General features: G+C 54.0%; 17 protein-coding genes. 9 read left to right on the top strand and 8 right to left on the bottom strand.

The genetic code is table 11. The features are described from left to right. Window positions 1-32 precede the first annotated feature (32 nt). A complete protein-coding gene (locus HZ995_RS01730) occupies window positions 33-434 on the top strand; it encodes an acyl-CoA thioesterase (protein WP_209356972.1) in 402 nt (133 codons plus the stop codon). A gap of 54 nt (window positions 435-488) precedes the next feature. On the opposite strand, the gene HZ995_RS01725 is transcribed toward HZ995_RS01730, so the two are convergent. The 3 genes from HZ995_RS01725 to HZ995_RS01715 are packed head-to-tail and all read right to left on the bottom strand — an operon-like array spanning window position 489 to window position 2,330. Next, entirely contained in the window at window positions 489-1,034 is a 546-nt protein-coding gene (locus HZ995_RS01725; protein WP_209356971.1) for a biotin transporter BioY, read from the bottom strand. Window positions 1,035-1,060: 26 nt separating this feature from the next. Continuing rightward, the gene (locus HZ995_RS01720; RefSeq protein ID WP_209356970.1) at window positions 1,061-1,657 is read right to left on the bottom strand and encodes an energy-coupling factor transporter transmembrane component T family protein; all 597 of its coding nucleotides are present in this window, start codon (window positions 1,655-1,657) and stop codon (window positions 1,061-1,063) included. Next, the gene (locus tag HZ995_RS01715) at window positions 1,650-2,330 is read right to left on the bottom strand and encodes an energy-coupling factor ABC transporter ATP-binding protein (protein WP_209356969.1); all 681 of its coding nucleotides are present in this window, start codon (window positions 2,328-2,330) and stop codon (window positions 1,650-1,652) included. Before HZ995_RS01715 ends, HZ995_RS01720 begins: the two co-directional genes overlap by 8 nt. 326 nt (window positions 2,331-2,656) lie before the next feature. Between HZ995_RS01715 and HZ995_RS01710 the strand changes: the two genes are divergently transcribed. Next, entirely contained in the window at window positions 2,657-3,622 is a 966-nt protein-coding gene (locus HZ995_RS01710; RefSeq protein WP_209356968.1) for a zinc-dependent alcohol dehydrogenase family protein, read from the top strand. Here the strand turns inward: HZ995_RS01710 and HZ995_RS01705 are convergent. From HZ995_RS01705 to HZ995_RS01685, 5 genes are all read right to left on the bottom strand, one after another. After that, the gene (locus tag HZ995_RS01705; RefSeq protein WP_209356967.1) at window positions 3,619-4,716 is read right to left on the bottom strand and encodes an alcohol dehydrogenase family protein; all 1,098 of its coding nucleotides are present in this window, start codon (window positions 4,714-4,716) and stop codon (window positions 3,619-3,621) included. The genes HZ995_RS01710 and HZ995_RS01705 overlap by 4 nt on opposite strands. Window positions 4,717-4,781: 65 nt before the next feature. After that, window positions 4,782-5,333 (bottom strand): carboxymuconolactone decarboxylase family protein, encoded by a 552-nt coding sequence (locus HZ995_RS01700; RefSeq protein WP_209356966.1) that lies wholly within the window; start codon window positions 5,331-5,333, stop codon window positions 4,782-4,784. Window positions 5,334-5,345: 12 nt separating this feature from the next. Then, complete coding sequence (locus HZ995_RS01695; protein WP_209356965.1) at window positions 5,346-5,777, bottom strand: universal stress protein; 432 nt, start codon at window positions 5,775-5,777, stop codon at window positions 5,346-5,348. Beyond that, a complete protein-coding gene (locus HZ995_RS01690) occupies window positions 5,774-8,377 on the bottom strand; it encodes a TRAP transporter permease (protein WP_209356964.1) in 2,604 nt (867 codons plus the stop codon). Before HZ995_RS01690 ends, HZ995_RS01695 begins: the two co-directional genes overlap by 4 nt. Before the next feature lie 119 nt (window positions 8,378-8,496). Beyond that, on the bottom strand, window positions 8,497-9,468 hold the full coding sequence (locus HZ995_RS01685; protein WP_209356963.1) for a TAXI family TRAP transporter solute-binding subunit: 972 nt from the start codon (window positions 9,466-9,468) through the stop codon (window positions 8,497-8,499). 219 nt (window positions 9,469-9,687) lie between these two features. On the opposite strand from HZ995_RS01685, the gene HZ995_RS01680 reads away from it, so the two are divergent. The 7 genes from HZ995_RS01680 to HZ995_RS01650 all read left to right on the top strand — a co-directional run bounded on the left by HZ995_RS01680 (window position 9,688) and on the right by HZ995_RS01650 (window position 18,240). Further along, complete coding sequence (locus HZ995_RS01680) at window positions 9,688-11,019, top strand: aspartate aminotransferase family protein (RefSeq protein ID WP_209356962.1); 1,332 nt, start codon at window positions 9,688-9,690, stop codon at window positions 11,017-11,019. 36 nt (window positions 11,020-11,055) lie between these two features. Beyond that, window positions 11,056-13,002, top strand: coding sequence for an ATP-binding protein (locus HZ995_RS01675; protein WP_209356961.1), 1,947 nt, complete (start codon window positions 11,056-11,058; stop codon window positions 13,000-13,002). A gap of 34 nt (window positions 13,003-13,036) precedes the next feature. Further along, the gene (locus HZ995_RS01670) at window positions 13,037-13,648 is read left to right on the top strand and encodes a response regulator transcription factor (RefSeq protein WP_245168712.1); all 612 of its coding nucleotides are present in this window, start codon (window positions 13,037-13,039) and stop codon (window positions 13,646-13,648) included. A gap of 260 nt (window positions 13,649-13,908) precedes the next feature. Continuing rightward, window positions 13,909-15,018, top strand: a complete 1,110-nt coding sequence (locus tag HZ995_RS01665; protein WP_245168711.1) for a tyrosine-type recombinase/integrase — start codon at window positions 13,909-13,911, stop codon at window positions 15,016-15,018. 77 nt (window positions 15,019-15,095) lie between these two features. After that, on the top strand, window positions 15,096-15,275 hold the full coding sequence (locus tag HZ995_RS01660) for a helix-turn-helix transcriptional regulator (RefSeq protein ID WP_209356958.1): 180 nt from the start codon (window positions 15,096-15,098) through the stop codon (window positions 15,273-15,275). Between the two features lie 155 nt (window positions 15,276-15,430). Next, window positions 15,431-16,495, top strand: a complete 1,065-nt coding sequence (locus HZ995_RS01655) for a dsDNA nuclease domain-containing protein (RefSeq protein ID WP_209356957.1) — start codon at window positions 15,431-15,433, stop codon at window positions 16,493-16,495. A 47-nt stretch (window positions 16,496-16,542) separates the two neighbouring features. Next, on the top strand, window positions 16,543-18,240 hold the full coding sequence (locus HZ995_RS01650) for a hypothetical protein (protein WP_209356956.1): 1,698 nt from the start codon (window positions 16,543-16,545) through the stop codon (window positions 18,238-18,240). Window positions 18,241-18,402: the final 162 nt, after the last annotated feature.

The raw sequence follows: 18,402 nt of genomic DNA, 5'->3' as shown, positions 1-18,402 counted from the left end.
AAGAGAAGCGACATGGCAGATAGAGGGCGCAGATGGACAGCAGCTATCGGATCAGGCTTCCGTTTCGGGACATCGACATGCATGGGCACATGCATAATGCGGCCTATGTCAGCCATTTTGAGGCCGCCTTAAGTCATGCACTGAGGCAAGCGGGGCTTGACGCGGATTTTGCTCCCAATGGACAGTATGTCTTTTTGGTCCGCAAGATCGAGGTGACCTATGAAGCGCCTTGCTACTATGACGAAGAGATCGTGGTTGCGACAAAGCTCGCGCGTCTTGGGCGATCTAGCTTGAGTTTTCAGTTGATGATGGTCGTTGGTGAACGGAACTGCGCCTCGGCTGACATCGTCTGGATTTGCGTCGACAAGGCTTCGGGTGCGTCACTGGAGATACCGGAAGCTTTGCGCACGGCCTTAGCGACCCACCTTCCATGAAAAAAGCGCGACACCAAAGATGCCGCGCTTTCTTTGTCAATTTGTCTGGGCAGTTCAGAGGCCCGGATAAGACCTGCGTACGCCGCGCGCGATCAGCGCAGCCAGCACGACTTTGATCGAGTCACCTGGTAGGAAGACCGTGCATTTGCCAGCAACGACAGCGATGCTCTGCTCGGCAGTATAGGCCCACCACGGAATACCAAAGAGGTAGACCACGCCGATGCCACCAATGGCGATGTAGATTATCGAGGTCACCAGAGGCACTTCGCCAGAATGACGCGCAAAGAGCCAGCCGATCACAAAGGCTGCGGCGGCAAAGCCGATGATAAAGCCGCCTGATGGGGTCAGGAACAGGCCGAACCCGCCGCGGCCGCCAGCCATCAAGGGCAGACCGATTGCGACCAACAGAGCAAAGAGCGCCAGCGCCAGGCCGCCGCGTTTCGCGCCTGCCAGAGCGCCTGCGAGCATGCAGCCCATTGATTGCGCCGTGATCGGCACGCCGCCTGCGATTGGCAGGGTGATCGGTGGGAACAGGCCGAGCGCGGCGGTTAGCGCCGCAAAAAGTGCGATCATCACGATGTCGCGGGTGTTAAGGGTCATCACTGTGTCCTTCGTTTTCTCAATCGTTAAGGTCGGTAGCCGCGCGCCTCGATGGCGTCGGCAATATCGTCAGACATGCGCAAGGTGCGCACGAAAAGGGGGACCGCGAGGGCGATCACGCTGTTTTCCAACCCACGCACGCGCTGGGCTTCGCGCACCTCTCGGGTAATTTGGGCAAGCACCGGAATGAACCGTAGCGCCAGCGATAGGGCGAGGCTCACTTTCGCGGGGTTCACGCCGAGCGGACGCAGGAACGGGAGGCCCCGCTCGATACCGTCAATCATGTCAGAGGCGCGGGTTGTCAGAGTCAGAAGCCCTGCGAGCAAGAGCAAAAGCCCAAAGCGCGCGATCACAAAAACGCCCAGTTGCCACGTGTTGAAAATCGCCTGCGCGATGAAGATCGCGATCAGGATCCAAAGCGTGGGGCGGATCTGTGCCCATGCGTTTTTCAGCTTCAATCCACAGATGGGATAGAGCAGGAGGGTCAGGGCAAGGCCCGCGAAAATGAAGCGGATGTCATCGACAATAAAGGCCAGCGTGCCGAGAACGAACAAAGCCATAACCTTTCCACCCGCAGGCGCGCGGTGCAAAAAGGACGTGCCGGGACGATAAAGATCAAACATCGCCCATCGCCTCGCGGTATTTTCGGATCGCGACGCTTGGCACGTCATCGGCCATCACGCGGTTGTCTGCAAAAACGATGACGCGATCGAAATCGGCGATCAGATCGAGGTCGTGGGTCACAACGATGGCTGTTTGCTCCAGCTCTCGAATGGCGCGTGTCACCGTGAGCTTGTTGCGCAGATCCAAAAGCGTGGTTGGCTCGTCAAATACGATATAGCTCGGCTCCATCACCAGAACGCCCGAGATTGCCAAGAGCTGTTTCTGACCGCCACTCAGGAATTGCGCCGCATGTGTGCGATGATTCCAGAGGTCATAGCGTTTCAGCGCCTCTTCGGTTTTGGCCGCGATGGTCGCCTTGTCAAAGCCGAGGTTCTTCATACCAAACGCGATGTCTTCTTCGACCAGGGGAAAGACAATCTGGTTGTCGGGATTCTGAAACACAAAGCCGACCTTTTGGCGAACGTCCTTGGCTTGTGTCTTGGTGTCCAGCCCATCCACGGTGACCGTGCCGCGATCTGGCGGAAGCAACCCGTTCAAAAGCCGCGCAAAGGTGCTTTTGCCGCTGCCATTGCTGCCAATCACGCCAATGCGGCGTTCTGTGAGGCGCAAAGAGACCTCAGAGAGCACAACCTTATCGTTGTAGGAGACAGAGACGTCAGTTAATTCGATCAAAACGCGACTTACACAGACTGGCGGAGATCCCGCGGGTTAGGCAGGGCGGATAATGAGTGCGGGCCGGTGAGTCAATGCTTGAGAGGCGTTGGTTTCCACGCAGTCTTGCAACGTTTTCGCTAACAGGTCGCTATCTAGGTGATTTGGTTTAGTTATTTTATTTCAGATATTTAAGTTGCATTTGCAACGTTGCGCTTTCAACGACTGCTTGCGCAGCCTCTGCGCTCGCGACGTGGCGTAGATTGCCCTGCGAGCCCGACTTTTGACTTGTGCGCTTAGTCTACATAAGGCTTAACAACGGGCAGTTTTTGGATTGAAACGGGCTCATGGACACCTCAAAACAAACCCACCTCGCTTTGCGCTACGCCGAGTTTGGACGTCCTCAGGATGTTCTGTCCTTTGAGCGTGTTGCGACGGAAGGTCGGGATCCGAACAAGCTGCGTGTGAAGATGCTGGCCGCGCCGATAAACCCGTCGGACCTGATCCCGATCACGGGGGCTTATAAGCATCTGATCACGCCGCCGATGACTGCGGGATATGAAGGTGTCGGCGAGGTGGTTGAGGCGCCTGAAGCCTACCAGAACCTTATCGGTCGCTTGGCGCTCCCTCTGCGTGGGGATGGGACGTGGCAGGAAATTGTGGATTGTGATCCAAGCATTGCGGTGCCGGTGCCTGAGGATGTGCCTCTGGAAGTGGCCGCGCGGGGGTATATTAACCCTCTGACGGCGCAATATCTTTTGCGCGAATGGCCTGCGCAGGGCAAACGCGTCGTCCTGACGGGCGCGGGGTCATTCATCGCCTCAATTCTTGCGCAATGGGCGCGTGAAGATGGCGCGAGTGAGGTGATTGGGATCTACCGGTCGCCAGAACGGCGCGCGGCGCTTGAGGCGATGGGTGTCGTGCCAGTGCACGAAAGCGATACGCCGCTGATCCAATCCATCGCTGCTTCAACGCGGCTGGTGTTTGATGCGGTCGGCGGACCTCTGGGCCTGTCGATCCTGAACGCAATGCCAGACGGAGAGTTCGTGGGCTATGGCCTCTTGTCTGGCCAAAGCGTCTTTCCAAATGCGCAGACGCGCGCGAATTTGCGGCGTTTTCACCTGCGGGATCGGTTGAAAGATCTGTCACCAGAGGCGTGGCAGGTGGGCTTTCAGACCCTGTGGCCACGGTTGCAAGATACTGATCTGCCAGGTGTCGAAGGGTTTGCAGCCGTGCATTGGCAGGCAGCCCTTCAGGCCTTTGAACGCCCCGGGCGTCTTTACAAACCACTCCTGCGTTTCGTTGAGCCCTAGTCCTGCGGCGGGATCAGGACGAAGTTGCCGAGATGTTTCTTTTCAAGGAATTCAGCCTGCGCCTGTGCTATGTTTTTCAGGGGGAAGGTCTTGGCCAGCAGAGGCCGGATTTCGCCACGTTCGATATAGCCAACTAAGTTTGGAAAAACGGGCTCGTCCCAAGCGGTGCTGCCAATCAGGGTGATATCCTTCAGATACATATCGCGCATATCCAGCGCCACGATCGGGCCAGCGATAGCACCGCTCGACACCAATCGCCCGCCGCGTTTGAGAACTTTTAGCATCTGAGGGAATTGATCACCGGCTACGTTGTCTACCACAACGTCGACGCTTTCATCTCCCAGAACGTCGACCAAATCGGCACCGCGCGACACCACTTGATCCGCGCCAAGCGCTTTCAGGTCGTCGACTTTCGAAGGGCTGGTGATTGCGATCACCGTCGCGCCGCGTCTCTTGGCAAGTTGCACGGTCGCAGAACCTACGCCGCCCGACGCACCAGCCACAAGAACGGTTTCACCAGATGACACCTGCGCGCGGTGCAGCATGTTTTCCGACGTGCCATAGGCGCAGGGGATGGTGGCGAGCTCGGCGTCGCTCCAGTCGCAGTCGACGGCGAAAACTTCCGAGGCGGGGACTTTGACATATTGGGCAAAGGCTCCGTCGAAATCCGAGGCCATCCAGATGTTGTCCATCGTGTCATAGCCATTCGGGCGCATACAGGCGCGCACGATGACGCGCTTGCCAAAGAGCGAAGAGGGTGCGCCTTCGCCCAGAGCCACCACCTCGCCGCAACAATCTGTGCCTTGGATGAAGGGGAAGGGCGTGGCTTTGTTCCAGCCGCCATCGGCCTTCTGCTCGCCCTTTTCGGCCTGCACCTCAGCGGTTGATTCTGTGTCGCCCGTAACGGTCGAGGAATACCACCCGAGTCGCGTGTTGATCTCGGTGTTGTTCACGCCCGCTGCGAGCACGCGCAGCAAAACCTCGCCAGCATCGGGCTGCGGTGTTGGTTCTTCACGATAGACCAGCTTGTCGTAGCCACCATTCCCTGTGGTCACGACCGCCATCATTGTCGGTGGAATAGATGCCTGTGTCATGCGCTGCCCCTGATTTGCTGCTTAATCAGCACTCTAAGGGGAAATGAGTTCGCGACAAGCGCCTGTTACGCTGTCAACGGGCTACGCGTCAGTTCCTGCGCGATATCGCCGTCCAAAGGAGTATCAAAACTGTTCAGGATGAAGCCAAGCGTCGAATAAAACCCGATGGTTGCCATGAGGTCGATAACGCCTTTTTTGCCAATCAATCCTGTGAGTTGCTCTTGTACTTCTGCGCTGAGCCCATGCTTGTCAAACAGCATATCAACGGTTTGGGCCAGCAACCGGTCTTCGTCGTGCTGGATCTGATCGATCGCACCATTCAATTGCGAAATCCGCTTGTCTGACAACCCCGCCTTGCGCGCGCGAATGATGTGCTGCTGCCATTCATAACTTGAGCCCAGACGCATTCCTGTGCGTAGGATGACCACTTCGCTGCGCAAAGCACCCAGTGACGTCTGATTGACCACATGTTCGCGCAGTGCAGACCAGGCCTGCAGCAAGGCAGGGTGGTGAGCCATGGTGCGATAGACGTTCAAGCCGCCCGCAAAACCTGGCAGCATGTTTGCGATTTCCTCGGGCCAGTCGGCGTCGGAAATCGGCGCGAAATTATGGGTCATTTAAAGGGTCTATTAGCGAACAACATGAACGGAACAGGTCGAGTGCCGCACAACGCGCGCGGCATTGGGACCAAGCAGATAGTCGGCAAAATCTGGTTTATGCGCGCCAATCACGATCAGCCCGCAGCCGGTTTCCTTCGCGACGCGCAGGATTTCCTCATAGGCGGTGCCCGTCGCAACCACATGGCGCACGGCAGCGTCAGCGTCCGCCCCAAGACTTGCGGTGATCTGTTCTTTCAGCGCAGTTTTGGCCGAGGCGACCGCATCGTCATGGTGGCTTTGGTCAAAGAACCCCGCAACAAGACTTTTGCCGAAATCAGGGATAACGGTGACCACATCCAGCTGCGCGCCGTCCAGATCCGCGAGCCGTTTGGCCTCTTTCAGGACCGCATCATCTTTGCCAGTGTTTGAAATATCGATGGCACATAGGACTGGGCGGCTCATGCTGGAACTCCTTCTTTCGAGGCGCGGGCGCGTTGCAGGAAGTAGATGAAGGCCAAGAGGATCAGACCCGGGATGAACAGAAGCTCTTTGGGCATCTGATCGGCTGGGGCTTTGATTTCCTTAACGGTCACCAGATCATCGGCATAGAAGTCATAGCCCTGCAACGTGGTTGCGAAAGGCGTGCCAAAGAGCGGCTCTTCCATGATCAGCTTGCCGTCTTCTTCAAAGGTCAAGAGGCCAAAGGCGTCCATGCGGCCCGCCGCCGGCGTGTCGTCGATCGCCAGCACGAGGGTCGTGTCCTTGAGATCTCCGGTGTCAAAGTCAGGGCCGTTGACGACAATCCTAAGCTCGGTGCCGGGGCTCGCGTTTTCAACTGTCTGCGCGAGCGCGGTTGGGGCGACATCCGTGAACGGCGGTTGGATCCGATCGAGGAAGAAGTCCGGACGGAACAGTGAGAAGGCGATGAGGATCAGCGCGACGCTCTCATAGATACGGCTTTTGGTGACAAAGTAGCCCATGGTGCCCGCGGTGAAGACAAGGATCGCAATACTGGCGGTCACAAAGACGAGTATCCCTTGTGCAAGCGTCACGTCGATCAGCAGCAAGTCAGTGTTGAAGATGAACACAAACGGCAGGGCCACGGTGCGCAGGCTGTAGAAGAAGGCCACGAATCCTGTCTTGATCGCATCACCGCCCGACACAGCAGCCGCAGCAAAGCTCGCCAGACCCACCGGCGGTGTCACATCCGCCATAATACCGAAATAGAACACAAAGAGGTGCACCGCGATCAGCGGAACGATCAGCCCCGACTGCGCGCCTAATTCGACGACAACCCCAGCCATCAATGATGACACGACAATGTAGTTGGCCGTCGTGGGGAGTCCCATACCGAGGACGAGGGACAAGAGGCCAACCATGACAAGCATGAGGATGAGGTTGCCGCCGGAGAGGAACTCGACAAGATCAGCCATGACCTGACCTACCCCTGTCAGGGTCACGGTGCCAACGATAACACCTGCGGTCGCAGTCGCGAGACCGATACCGATCATATTGCGAGCTCCGTCGACCAAGCCTTGAAGCAGGTCAACAATTCCGTCTTTGAACCGCTCTATGGTTTCACTTTCGCCGCGGAAAATGGCTTTCAGCGGGCGTTGTGTGAGAAGGATCACGAACAGCAGAGCGGTTGCCCAGAAGGCCGAGAGGCCCGGGGATTTCTGTTCGATCATCAGGAAGTAGACCAGCACTACGATAGGCAGCAGGAAATAGAGACCCGATTTATAGATCTCGCCCACCACGGGCAGCTCGACTTCCTTTGCATGGGGGTCGTCTGGCTCTAGATCAGGGACCCCAGCCGCAAAATAGAGCAGGGCGACATAGGTGAGGAAAACCAATGCCGAGAGGATCAGGCCAGACGCAGGGAGGATCGATGTAATGGCTTTAACGGGGTATTGGACGCCATAGCAGAGCAGGGCGAAGCCAACGAAAAACGCCGCCATGCCGCCGATGGTTTTGCCCATGGATACCACTCGGTTGCCAAGGACAGGCATGTTGCGTTTCACCGCTTCGAGGTGAACGATATAGACCAGCGCGATGTAGGAAATGGTCGCGGGCAGGAACGCGTGGGTGATGACTTCGACGTAGGAAATGCCGACGTATTCCACCATTAAGAAGGCCGCCGCGCCCATAACGGGGGGCATGATCTGACCGTTGACGGATGAGGCCACTTCGACCGCGCCACCTTGTTCCGAGCTAAAGCCCACGCGTTTCATCAGTGGGATCGTGAATGTGCCGGTGGTGACAACGTTGGCGATGGAAGACCCAGAGATAAGGCCGGTGGCTGCAGAGCCAACAACGGCCGCTTTCGCAGGGCCACCTTTGAGGTGGCCAAGGGCTCCGAACGCCATTTTGATAAAGTAGTTTCCGGCCCCCGCCTTATCCAAAAGCGCACCAAAGAGAACGAAGAGGAAAACGAATTTGGTCGAAACACCAAGCGCGATGCCAAAGACGCCTTCGGACGTAATCCACATATGGCTCATCGCCTTTTTCAGCGATGCGCCACCCCAGCGGATGACGTCTGGCACCACAGTGGAAGAGCCAAAGAACACATACATCAAAAAGATCGTCGCGATGATCGCCATTGCTGGTCCAAGCGCACGACGGGCGGCCTCAAACAGCAGGATAAGGCCCGCGAGCGCGAACCATTTGTCGGTATTGTCTGCAAGACCGCCTGAATTCACGATCTTGTCGTAGAAGAAATAGCCATAGAGCGCGATGAATGCGCCGGCGATGGCCATGACCCAGTCTTGGATCGGAATGTAATCACGCGGGCTGGATTTCAGCGCTGGATAGGCCATGAAGGCCAAGAAAATTGCAAATGCCAGGTGGATCTGGCGGGAATTGTTAATGATCGAACCGGGTAGAATGTAGTTTGCCAGAGGCGAGGCCAAAACGACCTGAAACACAGACCAGACGATGGCAACGATCGCCAAGAATGTGCCAACATGACCAACCGGATTACGGGCACCCGCGTCAGATGACGACACAAGCTCCTGTAGTTCTTCCTCGCTCAGCGCACGGCCTTCGGTTTTTTGATCGGTCATAATCGTCCCCCCAGACGGCCCCAATTATGTTGGGGTTGTTATGGTGGAGAGGCGCCAGGGACGCCCCTCCAAGTTTGAGAGGCGCAGGGCCGCCTCTCTGCAAGCAAGCAGCGCTTGGTTTAGTTGATCCAACCTTGCTCACGGTAGTACTTCGCAGCACCAGCGTGCAGAGGCGCGGACAGACCTGCGGTCGCCATTTCCTCTGGTTTCAGGTTGGCAAAAGCTGGGTGCAGCTTTTTGAAATCGTCGAAGTTCTCGAAGACTGCGGAAACAACAGTGTAAACCGCGTCCTCAGAAACGTCGGACGAGGTTACGAAGGTCGCGCCAACACCGAAGGTCGAGGTGTCCGCGTCATTGCCGCGATACATGCCACCTGGGATGGTTGCGGAGCGGTAGAAAGAGTTGTCAGCAATCAGGCCGTCGACCGCGTCGCCACCTACGTTCACGAGAACAGAGTCACAAGCGGTAGTTGCTTCTTGGATAGAGCCAGATGGGTGACCAACGGTGTACACCATCGCGTCGATCTGATTGTCGCACAGCGCTGCGGATTGTTCTGCCGCTTTCAGCTCGGTTGCCAGAGCGAAGTCGCCAGTTGTCCAGCCCATTGCCTCCAGCAGAACTTCCATGGTGCCGCGCTGACCGGAACCTGGGTTGCCGATGTTAACGCGCTTGCCCTTCAGGTCTTCGAAAGAAGAGATGCCTGCGTCGGCACGTGCCACAACGGTGAAGGGTTCTGGGTGCACAGAGAACACTGCGCGCAGGCCTTCGAATGCGCCCGCGTCAGAGAATTTGGATGTGCCGTTATAGGCGTGGTACTGCCAGTCAGACTGCGCAACGCCGAACTCCAGCTCGCCTTCGCGGATGGTGTTGATGTTGTAGACAGAGCCACCGGTGGATTCCACGGAACAACGTACGCCGTGCTCTTTGCGGCCCTTGTTCACCAGACGGCAGATCGCGCCGCCAGTTGGATAGTAAACGCCGGTCACACCGCCGGTACCGATGGTGACGAAGTCTTCTGCGAAGGCAGCTGGTGCGGACAGTGTCAGCGCGACAGCGGTCGCGGCAGCAGCTGTGAATTTTGAATATGACATAGAGTCTCTCCCAAAGTTTTATGTGCTGCGAAACCCCCATCGGCCCAATGGCCCACACACCCATTCCACGGCGTTTGAGGGTCAAAAGCCGAGGTCCCAGAACAGCACTCGTTAAGAGGTTCTTAAAAGGCACGCTTTCTGTCTATGCGCGTCACTACCTATAGAAATCACCTATCCAATTTGACAGCATCCGTTCGACACGACTATGGAATCGATCAGATGAGTCACGTATTTCCAAGAAATTCCAATAAGTTACCACCGGTTGGAAAAATCGGCGCCGGGGTTCACCTGTTTGACGCGGACGGCAAGGCCTATTTTGACGGATCGGGCGGAGCGGCGGTCTCTTGTCTGGGGCATGGCGATCAGGATGTGATCGACGCGATCAAATCTCAGCTTGATTCTATGGCTTTCGCGCATACCGGTTTTCTGAGTTCAGACCCTGCAGAGGCCCTAGCTGATCTGCTGGTATTGCACGCACCTGAGGGGCTGGAGCACGTCTATTTCGTGTCCGGCGGATCCGAAGCAGTAGAAGCGGCTTTGAAGCTAGCGCGACAATACTTCGTTGAGATTGGCCAGCCACAACGCTCAAAGATCATCGCACGCCGTCAGAGTTATCACGGCAATACACTCGGCGCTTTGGCCGTCGGAGGCAACGAATGGAGGCGTGCGCAATTCGCACCTTTGCTGATCGACGTGAGCCATATCAGCCCGTGCTATGAATACCGCGAGAAGCGCGACGATGAGACAACGTTTGACTTCGGCCAGCGCATGGCAAACGAGCTTGAGGACGAGATCCTGCAGCTTGGCGCGGATCAGGTCATGGCCTTCATAGCCGAACCCGTCGTCGGCGCGACTATGGGCGCGGTGCCGTCGGTAGAGGGCTATTTCAAACGCATCCGCGAGATCTGTGACAAATACGGGGTCTTGTTGATCCTAGATGAGGTCATGTGCGGCATGGGCCGGACTGGGACGCTGTTTGCTGCAGATCAGGAAGATATCAGCCCCGACATCTGCACCATCGCCAAGGGGCTTGGTGCGGGCTATCAGCCGATTGGCGCGATGCTCTGTTCGGGCAAGATCTATGACGCGATCAAAGACGGCAGCGGGTTTTTCCAGCACGGGCATACCTATGTTGGCCACCCAACAGCCTGCGCGGCGGGCTTGGCCGTGGTGCAAAAGCTGACCGGGGGGCTCGTGGATCAGGTGGCCAGCAAGGGGCAGCAATTGACGGACATGCTGAACGATGCGTTCGGTCAGAACCCTCTGGTAGGGGACATCCGTGGACGCGGCCTTTTCATCGGCATGGAATTCGTCGCCGATCGCGACACCAAAGCGGAGCTTGATCCCAACCACAAGTTCAACGCGCGGCTCAAGGCGGCCGCCTTTGAAGCCGGTTTGATTTGCTATCCGATGGGCGGTACGATTGACGGCAAGCACGGAGACCACGTCCTGCTGGCACCACCCTTTATTTCGGAACCCCACCACTTCGAAGAAGTCGTGGACAAGCTTGGGGCGGCGGTGGCCAAGGTCTCTGCGGATTTAGGACTGTGATCGGTACTCTTGGTAAGTAAGCTGCGCAAAGAAGGGGTGAGGTTTTCGCTGGGCTTCGTCCTGGCCATCAGCTTGGCCGGGTTGCAGTTTATTGCGATCCTCTTTGTTGTCACCACCTCCTATGTGTCCTCGGAACGCGCCATCCTTGAACATGCGCGTGGCTTGATGGAGCGGGCAGGGGCCAATGCAATCGAGCACACGAAACGTTTTCTGGAACCTGCTGGCGAAACCACGGAACAGGCGCGGCGTGTGCTGAACAGTGGCCTTGTGGGCGTCAAAGACCGCGAGACCATGGAGCGCTATTTCTTTCAGTTGCTCCAGACCGAGCCCCAGATCGCGGGCGTCAACTACGGCGACGAAGAAGGTAACTTTGTCTATGTGATGAAGAGCAAAGGGCCCGGACCGTTTCGGACCAAATTCATCACGATCAAAAACGGTATCCGAGAGGTCGACTATATCTGGCGCACAGCAAACTATGAGGTTGTGGCGCGGGATAAGGATCCGCTGGACAAATACGACGCGCGCACGCGGCCTTGGTACATAGAGGCGACGGCGCTGGATGCGCGGATCTGGACGGATCCTTATATATTCTTCTCCTCACGTCAGCCGGGGATCACCGTCGCCGCGCCTGTGGTTTTGCCGGGCAAAGGTCTGCAGGGTGTGGTGGGCGTGGATGTCGAGATTTCCGATATCTCGCGATTCCTCTCTGATCTGCGGGTCAGCGAAAGCGGCTCTGCTATGATCCTAAGCGAGACAGGAAGTCTACTTGCCCATTCCGACCCAAGTCAAATTCAGGTTGAAAACGCGGATGGATCCCTGAGTTTCACCAATATCAACGACGTGACGGACCCGATTTCACGCGCTGCGTTTGAGAATATCGAGGGCGCTGGATCCGAGGATTTTGGCACGCAGTCCAACTTTGAATATGAAGGGCAAGAATACCTTGGGCTATTCGCGCCTCTTGCCGGCATCGATCTGCCTTGGACCGTTGCTGTGATCGCGCCTGAAGACGATTTCATAGGCGAGATCAAAGAGAACAGGTCTCGAAACACGTCAATTGCAGCTATTATTTCCATTTTCACAGCGCTCGCCGGTCTTGCCTTGGCAGAGCTGATCCTGCGCCCCGTGCGCGCTTTCGCTGTGCGGACTGCGCTGGTGTCTCAGGGCGAGGTCTCCGCAAAAGCGCCTCTGCCGCGCACCTATCGCGAGTTGAGCAAAGCCAACAAAACCCTGATTGACGAAATCGCGCAACGTCGTGAATCCGAGGCCAAAGTCCAAGAACTCAGCCGAGACCTGGCGCATTTCTCGCGGGTGAATGTGATGGGGCAAATGGCCAGCGGCTTGGCGCATGAGCTGAGCCAGCCTCTGACAGCGATTTCTCAGAACGTGGATGCAGCGCTTTCGACCGCGAAACAGGATACGCCCATCAATGAGGATCTGATCGCCATTCTGAGCGAGCTGGATGAACAGGCCCATCAAGGTGGCGATGTGGTGCGCGCGCTGCGGGGGTTTGTGCGTAAAGACGAAGGCGAGACTGCGGAATTCGATTTCAACGAGCTTCTGGAACAGGCCAAGCGTTTGATGCGCCATGAGGCAGAAGATCATCAGGTGAAACTGGTCTATGAGAAGGCCGTTGACCCGATTGTGGTTGGCAACCGGGTACAAATCGCGCAGGTGCTCATCAACCTGATCCGCAACGCGCTGGAAGCGATCTCGGTGGCAAAGGCAGCTGATCGCGAGGTGACGGTCCAGACGGTGTCCAAAGACGGCAAGCTTGAAGTCAGCGTCACCGACACAGGGCCGGGCGTGCCCAAGGATGTGAAGCTGTTCAAGCAGTTTCAAACGAGCAAAGAGGACGGAATGGGGCTGGGTTTGTCCATCAGCCGGAAAATCGTGGAAACAAACGGTGGGCGACTTTGGCACGACAAAACCCGCACGCCGGGCGCGACCTTCTGCTTTACGATCCCGCGCCAGATTGACTAGGAAGAGGCGATGACGCTTTGGCTGGATGGTTTCTATGGATAGCCCAACAGTATTTCTGGTTGATGACGAAGAAGATGTGCGCAGCACTTTATCCCGCGCGCTGAAAAAACGCGGCTTTTCAGTCGTTTCTTTCGACTCGGCGCGCGCCTTTCTGGACCAGTACCAAAACGAACATGGCTGTCTTGTGTTGGACTACGGCATGCCCGAGATCAATGGGCTGGAGCTTCAGTCTCTGATGAACGACACCAATCTGACCCTGCCGATCATCTTTATTTCCGGGCACGGAGGTATTCCTGAATCGGTTCAGGCGATGAAAGCAGGGGCCGTTGATTTCCTGGAAAAACCGTTCCGCCAAGGAGACCTGGTCGCCTGTATCCAAACCGCCTTTGCGCGTGATTTGGACATGCGCGCGGCTTTGTCAGCCCAAAACGACGCAAAAGCGCGTTTTGACCGCCTCACGTCGCGCGAACGGGAGATTGCAGTATTTATGATGGAGAACCCGTCAAACACCGCCAGCAAGGAAATCGGTCGTGCTCTGGATATCTCTCCGCGAACAGTCGACCATCACCGCGCACGTATTCTGGAAAAGCTAGAGCTTGGCTCTGTCATCGAACTCGTGGAATTCTCTAAACAATTCACGGCGTGAATGCACGCCTTTGAAAGGCAAATTCGCTATTGTCTGTGGGGTGTCCCAAGCGGATTTAGTGGAGGCGAGTACCGGAATCGAACCGGTGTACACGGATTTGCAATCCGCAGACTGTCAAAATCATAGGTGAACATGATGCCACCTAAGTCATTATGTATATTGAAAAGTATCAATAAATCGGCATATAGTTGAACATAGATACACGTTCTTACGTGTGAGATTCCTGAGCCTAAAATGAGCCTAAGATTATGCGCGTCCGCTTGACTGACCTTGCTGTGAAGAAGCTTCCGCTGTCCGAGAATGGACAGGTGACGTATTGGGATGAGCTCACACCGAACTTTGGCATCCGTTGCTCAACTCGAAGCAAATCCTACATCGTTCTCTTGGGTGAAAAGCGCCGCAGGAAAACCCTAGGACGCTATCCAGATGTGTCATTGGCAGATGCGCGAAAGCGTGCAAAGCAACTTCTTTCCAGAAATGCACTTGAAGAGGAACTGGTCGTCCCAGTGGGGCAAGAGGTTTCCTTCGAAGAGGCTAGATTCCAATTCCTGTCTGACTGTGAAGGTCGCAACAAACCACGCACCGTCGCTGACTATCGCCGTTTGCTGAACAAGCATTTCAACTTCAAGACTGACATTATGGACGTGAGCAGGGCGCAGGTGATGAAAGTGGTTTCTAACCTTTCATCGACACCATCGGAACAATCCCATGCATATGTCGCTATTCGCACCATGATGAATTGGTGCGTTCGACATGGACTGGTTGAGCATTCGGTTGTCCCGCCGATGAAACAAAAGACCGCAGAGCGCGACAGGGTGCTGTCCGAAGATGAGCTGCGTCAAGTCTTCATGCGTGCGCAAGAAACCCCGTTTCCCTTTGGACCCATCGTCCAGCTCCTTATCCTCACAGGGCAGCGCAGAACCGAAGTCGGTCAGTTAAGGCGTTCATGGATTTCAGACGATGAGGTCGTGTTCCCTAAAGGCTTTGCCAAGAACAAACGCGAGCATCGCTTTCCGCTTTCTTCAATGGCTCAAAGAGTCATTGCCGACTTGCCCAATACTGGCGACCTATTGTTCCCAGCGGCAACAGACTTCGAAAAGCCCTTCACAACATGGGCATGGCACAAAAAGCGGTTTGATGAAGGGTTGGATGATGTTGAGCCATACACATTGCACGATTTACGCCGCACCTTCGCAACGGTTCATGCGCAAATTGGGACACCCATTCACGTCACGGAGAAGTTGTTGAACCATGTCAGCGGCACCATTAGCGGCGTTGCAGCGGTGTACAACAGGCATTCATATGCGGATGAGATGAAAGATGCGCTAATTGAGTATGACGCGTTTCTAGAAAATCTGATCAACTCTTGATACAAGTATAACACTCGGACCGAGGTTCAACCTCAGCTCGGGGCATCGCGATGCTCCTTATTCAAGGAGATATCGTGATGAAAATACTGTCGAAGAAGGCGCTTAAAGAGTTGGTTCTGTACTCACCGCAACACATTGCTCGACTGGAAAAGGCAGGCAAATTCCCCAAGCGGGTAACGCTGGGCCCTAATCGTGTCGGGTGGGTGGAACAGGAAGTACTTGATTGGCTTGAAGAGCGTTTACTCGCTCGAGAGTAAACACGGGCTCTTTATTGGAGCTCTGGCGGCCCGAGGTGCACACTCGGGTCGTCAACGAATGTCTTAATAAGCCATGGCGTTAGACACTAAATACTTGAAAAATGACTTAAATACTGCATTGTTCCCCTAGATGTAGTATTTCAAGGCATTTCAACTTGGCCACTTTAAAGGAAAATTTAGTTCAAATTTCCCAGCGTGAGGACAGCGGCGCTCGAACCAATGCGCGGTACCACTATCAAGCTCTTTGCGGCCTTATCTTGGTGCTAGAAGAGCATAAAAAGAGTTCTGAATTTGCTCTGGTGTTCGAATTTCATGACGACATAGCGCTGCTAAATAGTCCGCAGGCCCCTACAAAGGTTCGTTTCTACCAAGTCAAATCAAGGCAAACTGGGAACTGGACATCAGCCACCTTGACCAATCAACCCACAAAGAAAGGTACCAAAGCACATTCGCACTTGGGGAAAATCTATGAGAATGTTCTCAACTTTGGCGATCAAGTTGAAAGTGCTACTTTTCTTTCCAACGCATCTATTAACTTTGCTCCTGCGGATAAAACAAAATTTTGTTTAGATGAATGCGACAGCAAAACGCTACAAGCTATCAGCGCTAAGTTGTCGGCTGAGTTTTCAGCTGAAGACACAATCAAAACAGAGCTGATATGGCTTGAGCAAACTGACTTGAGCCTTAGCGATACCGACAATCACGCTAAGGGTAAGTTGGAAACATTTATTGTCGAGAGTCTTGGTCAAACTGTCGAATTTTCACTGGACGCATTATTTAAGGCTGTCTCTGAGGAGTGTGATCGAAAATCTCGAGAAAAAAATGTCGATCTAAGTAATTTTTCAGACGTGGTCGAAAAGCGTGGAATCACAAAGGCAGATGCTCAAACATGGATCGACAGTGTTTCTTTGACAGTCAGTTGCCCAAGCTGGGAGGCAATCGCGCCAGACATCCAAATGGGGGCACTACCGAAGCAGAGGCTTATGCGCGAGTATAAAGCTTACCGTATCGAAGTATTAAACCCCAATGAAGCTGTCCGCAAAGCAAGACGCATAATTGCAAGCTGCTTGTCAGAAAATGATTGGGATGAATTGAGTTTGAACGAATTGGTTCAGAACGCTTATACGGTGGTGCATGCTGAAATCGAAAGCGAACTTCTGACCGCAACGGAAGAGCGAATTAAGGCGATGATTATCTATGAAACGTATTCAATCAACTAAACTGGAAAATTATAAAACGCTGATTAGAAATTTGAGAAAGAAACAGTATGAAAAGGCTGAAATTCAAAAAGCTCTGGCTGCTATCAAGTCAAGAAAAGAGCGCGAGAGTTGAGAATTTTGATTTTGCGGCTTCTGCCGTGGTGGCCGATAACGACTTTGGCAAATCGAGTTTAGTAAAATCCCTTTACGCGACTTTGGGAGCAGACCCATTTCGTACACCTGATCCTTGGAAAAATGCCAAAGTTGAGAGCCTTTTAGAATTTGAAATCTCTGGGATAACCTTTTTCATGCTTCGGCAATCAGGGCGTTTCGCTTTATTCAATGCCGACGAAAAACTTATTTGGACAGGTTCGTCCGTTACATCCGATTTGGGACCAAAAATTGGCGAGTTACTGGATTTTGAAATTTCGATGAAGCAGAAAGGGGGCAAGAATATTACTCCGCCTCCAGCATTTTGCTTTTTGCCATTTTATCTAGATCAGGAGAATAGTTGGGGGGAGACATGGGCATCCTTTTCTGGGCTTGCGTTCATTAGCTCTTACAAAGACAGTATTTCAAAATATCATACAGGCATTAGGCCCAAGGAATATTACCGACTGAAAGCACAATCAGACGAAGTAACAGTGAAGAGAGGCGAATTAGCGCAAGAGCGAGCAGCCTTGTTAAAAGCAAAGGAACGGTTTTCGGACAAGCGGAAGAAGCTTGGGATCGCATTAAATGTTGAGCAGTTCGGTGACAGAATTGAAGCGCTGCTTAAAGAACAAAATGCTTTGCAAGCATCTTATGATGAAGTTCGGAGTGAAATATCTCAACTGCAATCCGTACGGACCGCCACGCAGGAAGAGGTTGAGATATCGGCAAGAATCCTAGCGGAGCTTGAAGCTGACATCGCATTTTCAAAAAAGTTAAGCGAGGCCGAAATCGTTTGCCCATTGTGCAGTACCGTTCATGAAAATGATTTCGCAAATCGCTTTGGCCTTCATAATGACGCAGATGCATGTCGAGTCGTCTTCTTAGAATCCAAAGCGAAGGTGGAGAAGCTTGATGCGGAAATAAGTCGGAAGCTAAAATCAGTTCCAAGCGTTCGAAAACGAATTGATGCGATTCAATCAATCCTCAGTGAAGTAAGAGGGCAGATCAAGCTTGGAGATATGCTCCGCGATGAAAGTGAGCGTCTGGTCGACACGACCTTTGAGGACGAGCAACGGTCTATCGACGGTGACATTGGGTTATTGAACCAACAGATCGCCGAGACAAAAAGCAAGATGGAAGCATATAACAAAAAGGAGCATAGAGAAAAAATCATAAAATTCTATGCTGATAAACTGCGTGAATTTTGCGGAAAAATTGGCGTTCAGAATGTTCCCGAAAACATGTGGAATTCAGTTCGCCCCCCTATACGCGAAACGGGCAACCGCGCACCTCGGCTTCTTTTGGCTTACAACTATGCTGTTCTGCACACTATTAACGAGTTCTCCACCTCATGTTTCTGTCCCATTGTAGTTGACACGCCTCTTCAACAAGACCCCGACCCAGAGAATGCAAAGCGTATGATTGATTTTGCTATCAATCAGCGACCAGCTGAAAGTCAGCTGATACTTGCAACAGGCAGTCTTCACGGCGTTGATTTTGACGGACAGCAAATACATCCAGACGCAAAAGAGAAATTACTTTCAGAAGAGCAGTATGAAGTCGTAAGGAACTTCATGCTTCCGTTTATGAATTCTGTGTTAACAACGGGCTAAGGAACATGCATATCCCTGTATATGCATGTTTGCCCTCCAGCTATGTGCCAACTTCACGACACACTGTCTCACATAGCTGCGCAGTTTGTCGTTTCTCAACATCCTGACTTCATAAAGTTTTTTACTGTATAAACCCACCACCCACCCAAACGGCATCGCCAT

It is taken from the genome of Cognatishimia activa, from assembly GCF_017798205.1.
Lineage (GTDB): Bacteria > Pseudomonadota > Alphaproteobacteria > Rhodobacterales > Rhodobacteraceae > Cognatishimia > Cognatishimia activa_A.
This window is presented reverse-complemented; position numbering and strand designations above follow the sequence as displayed.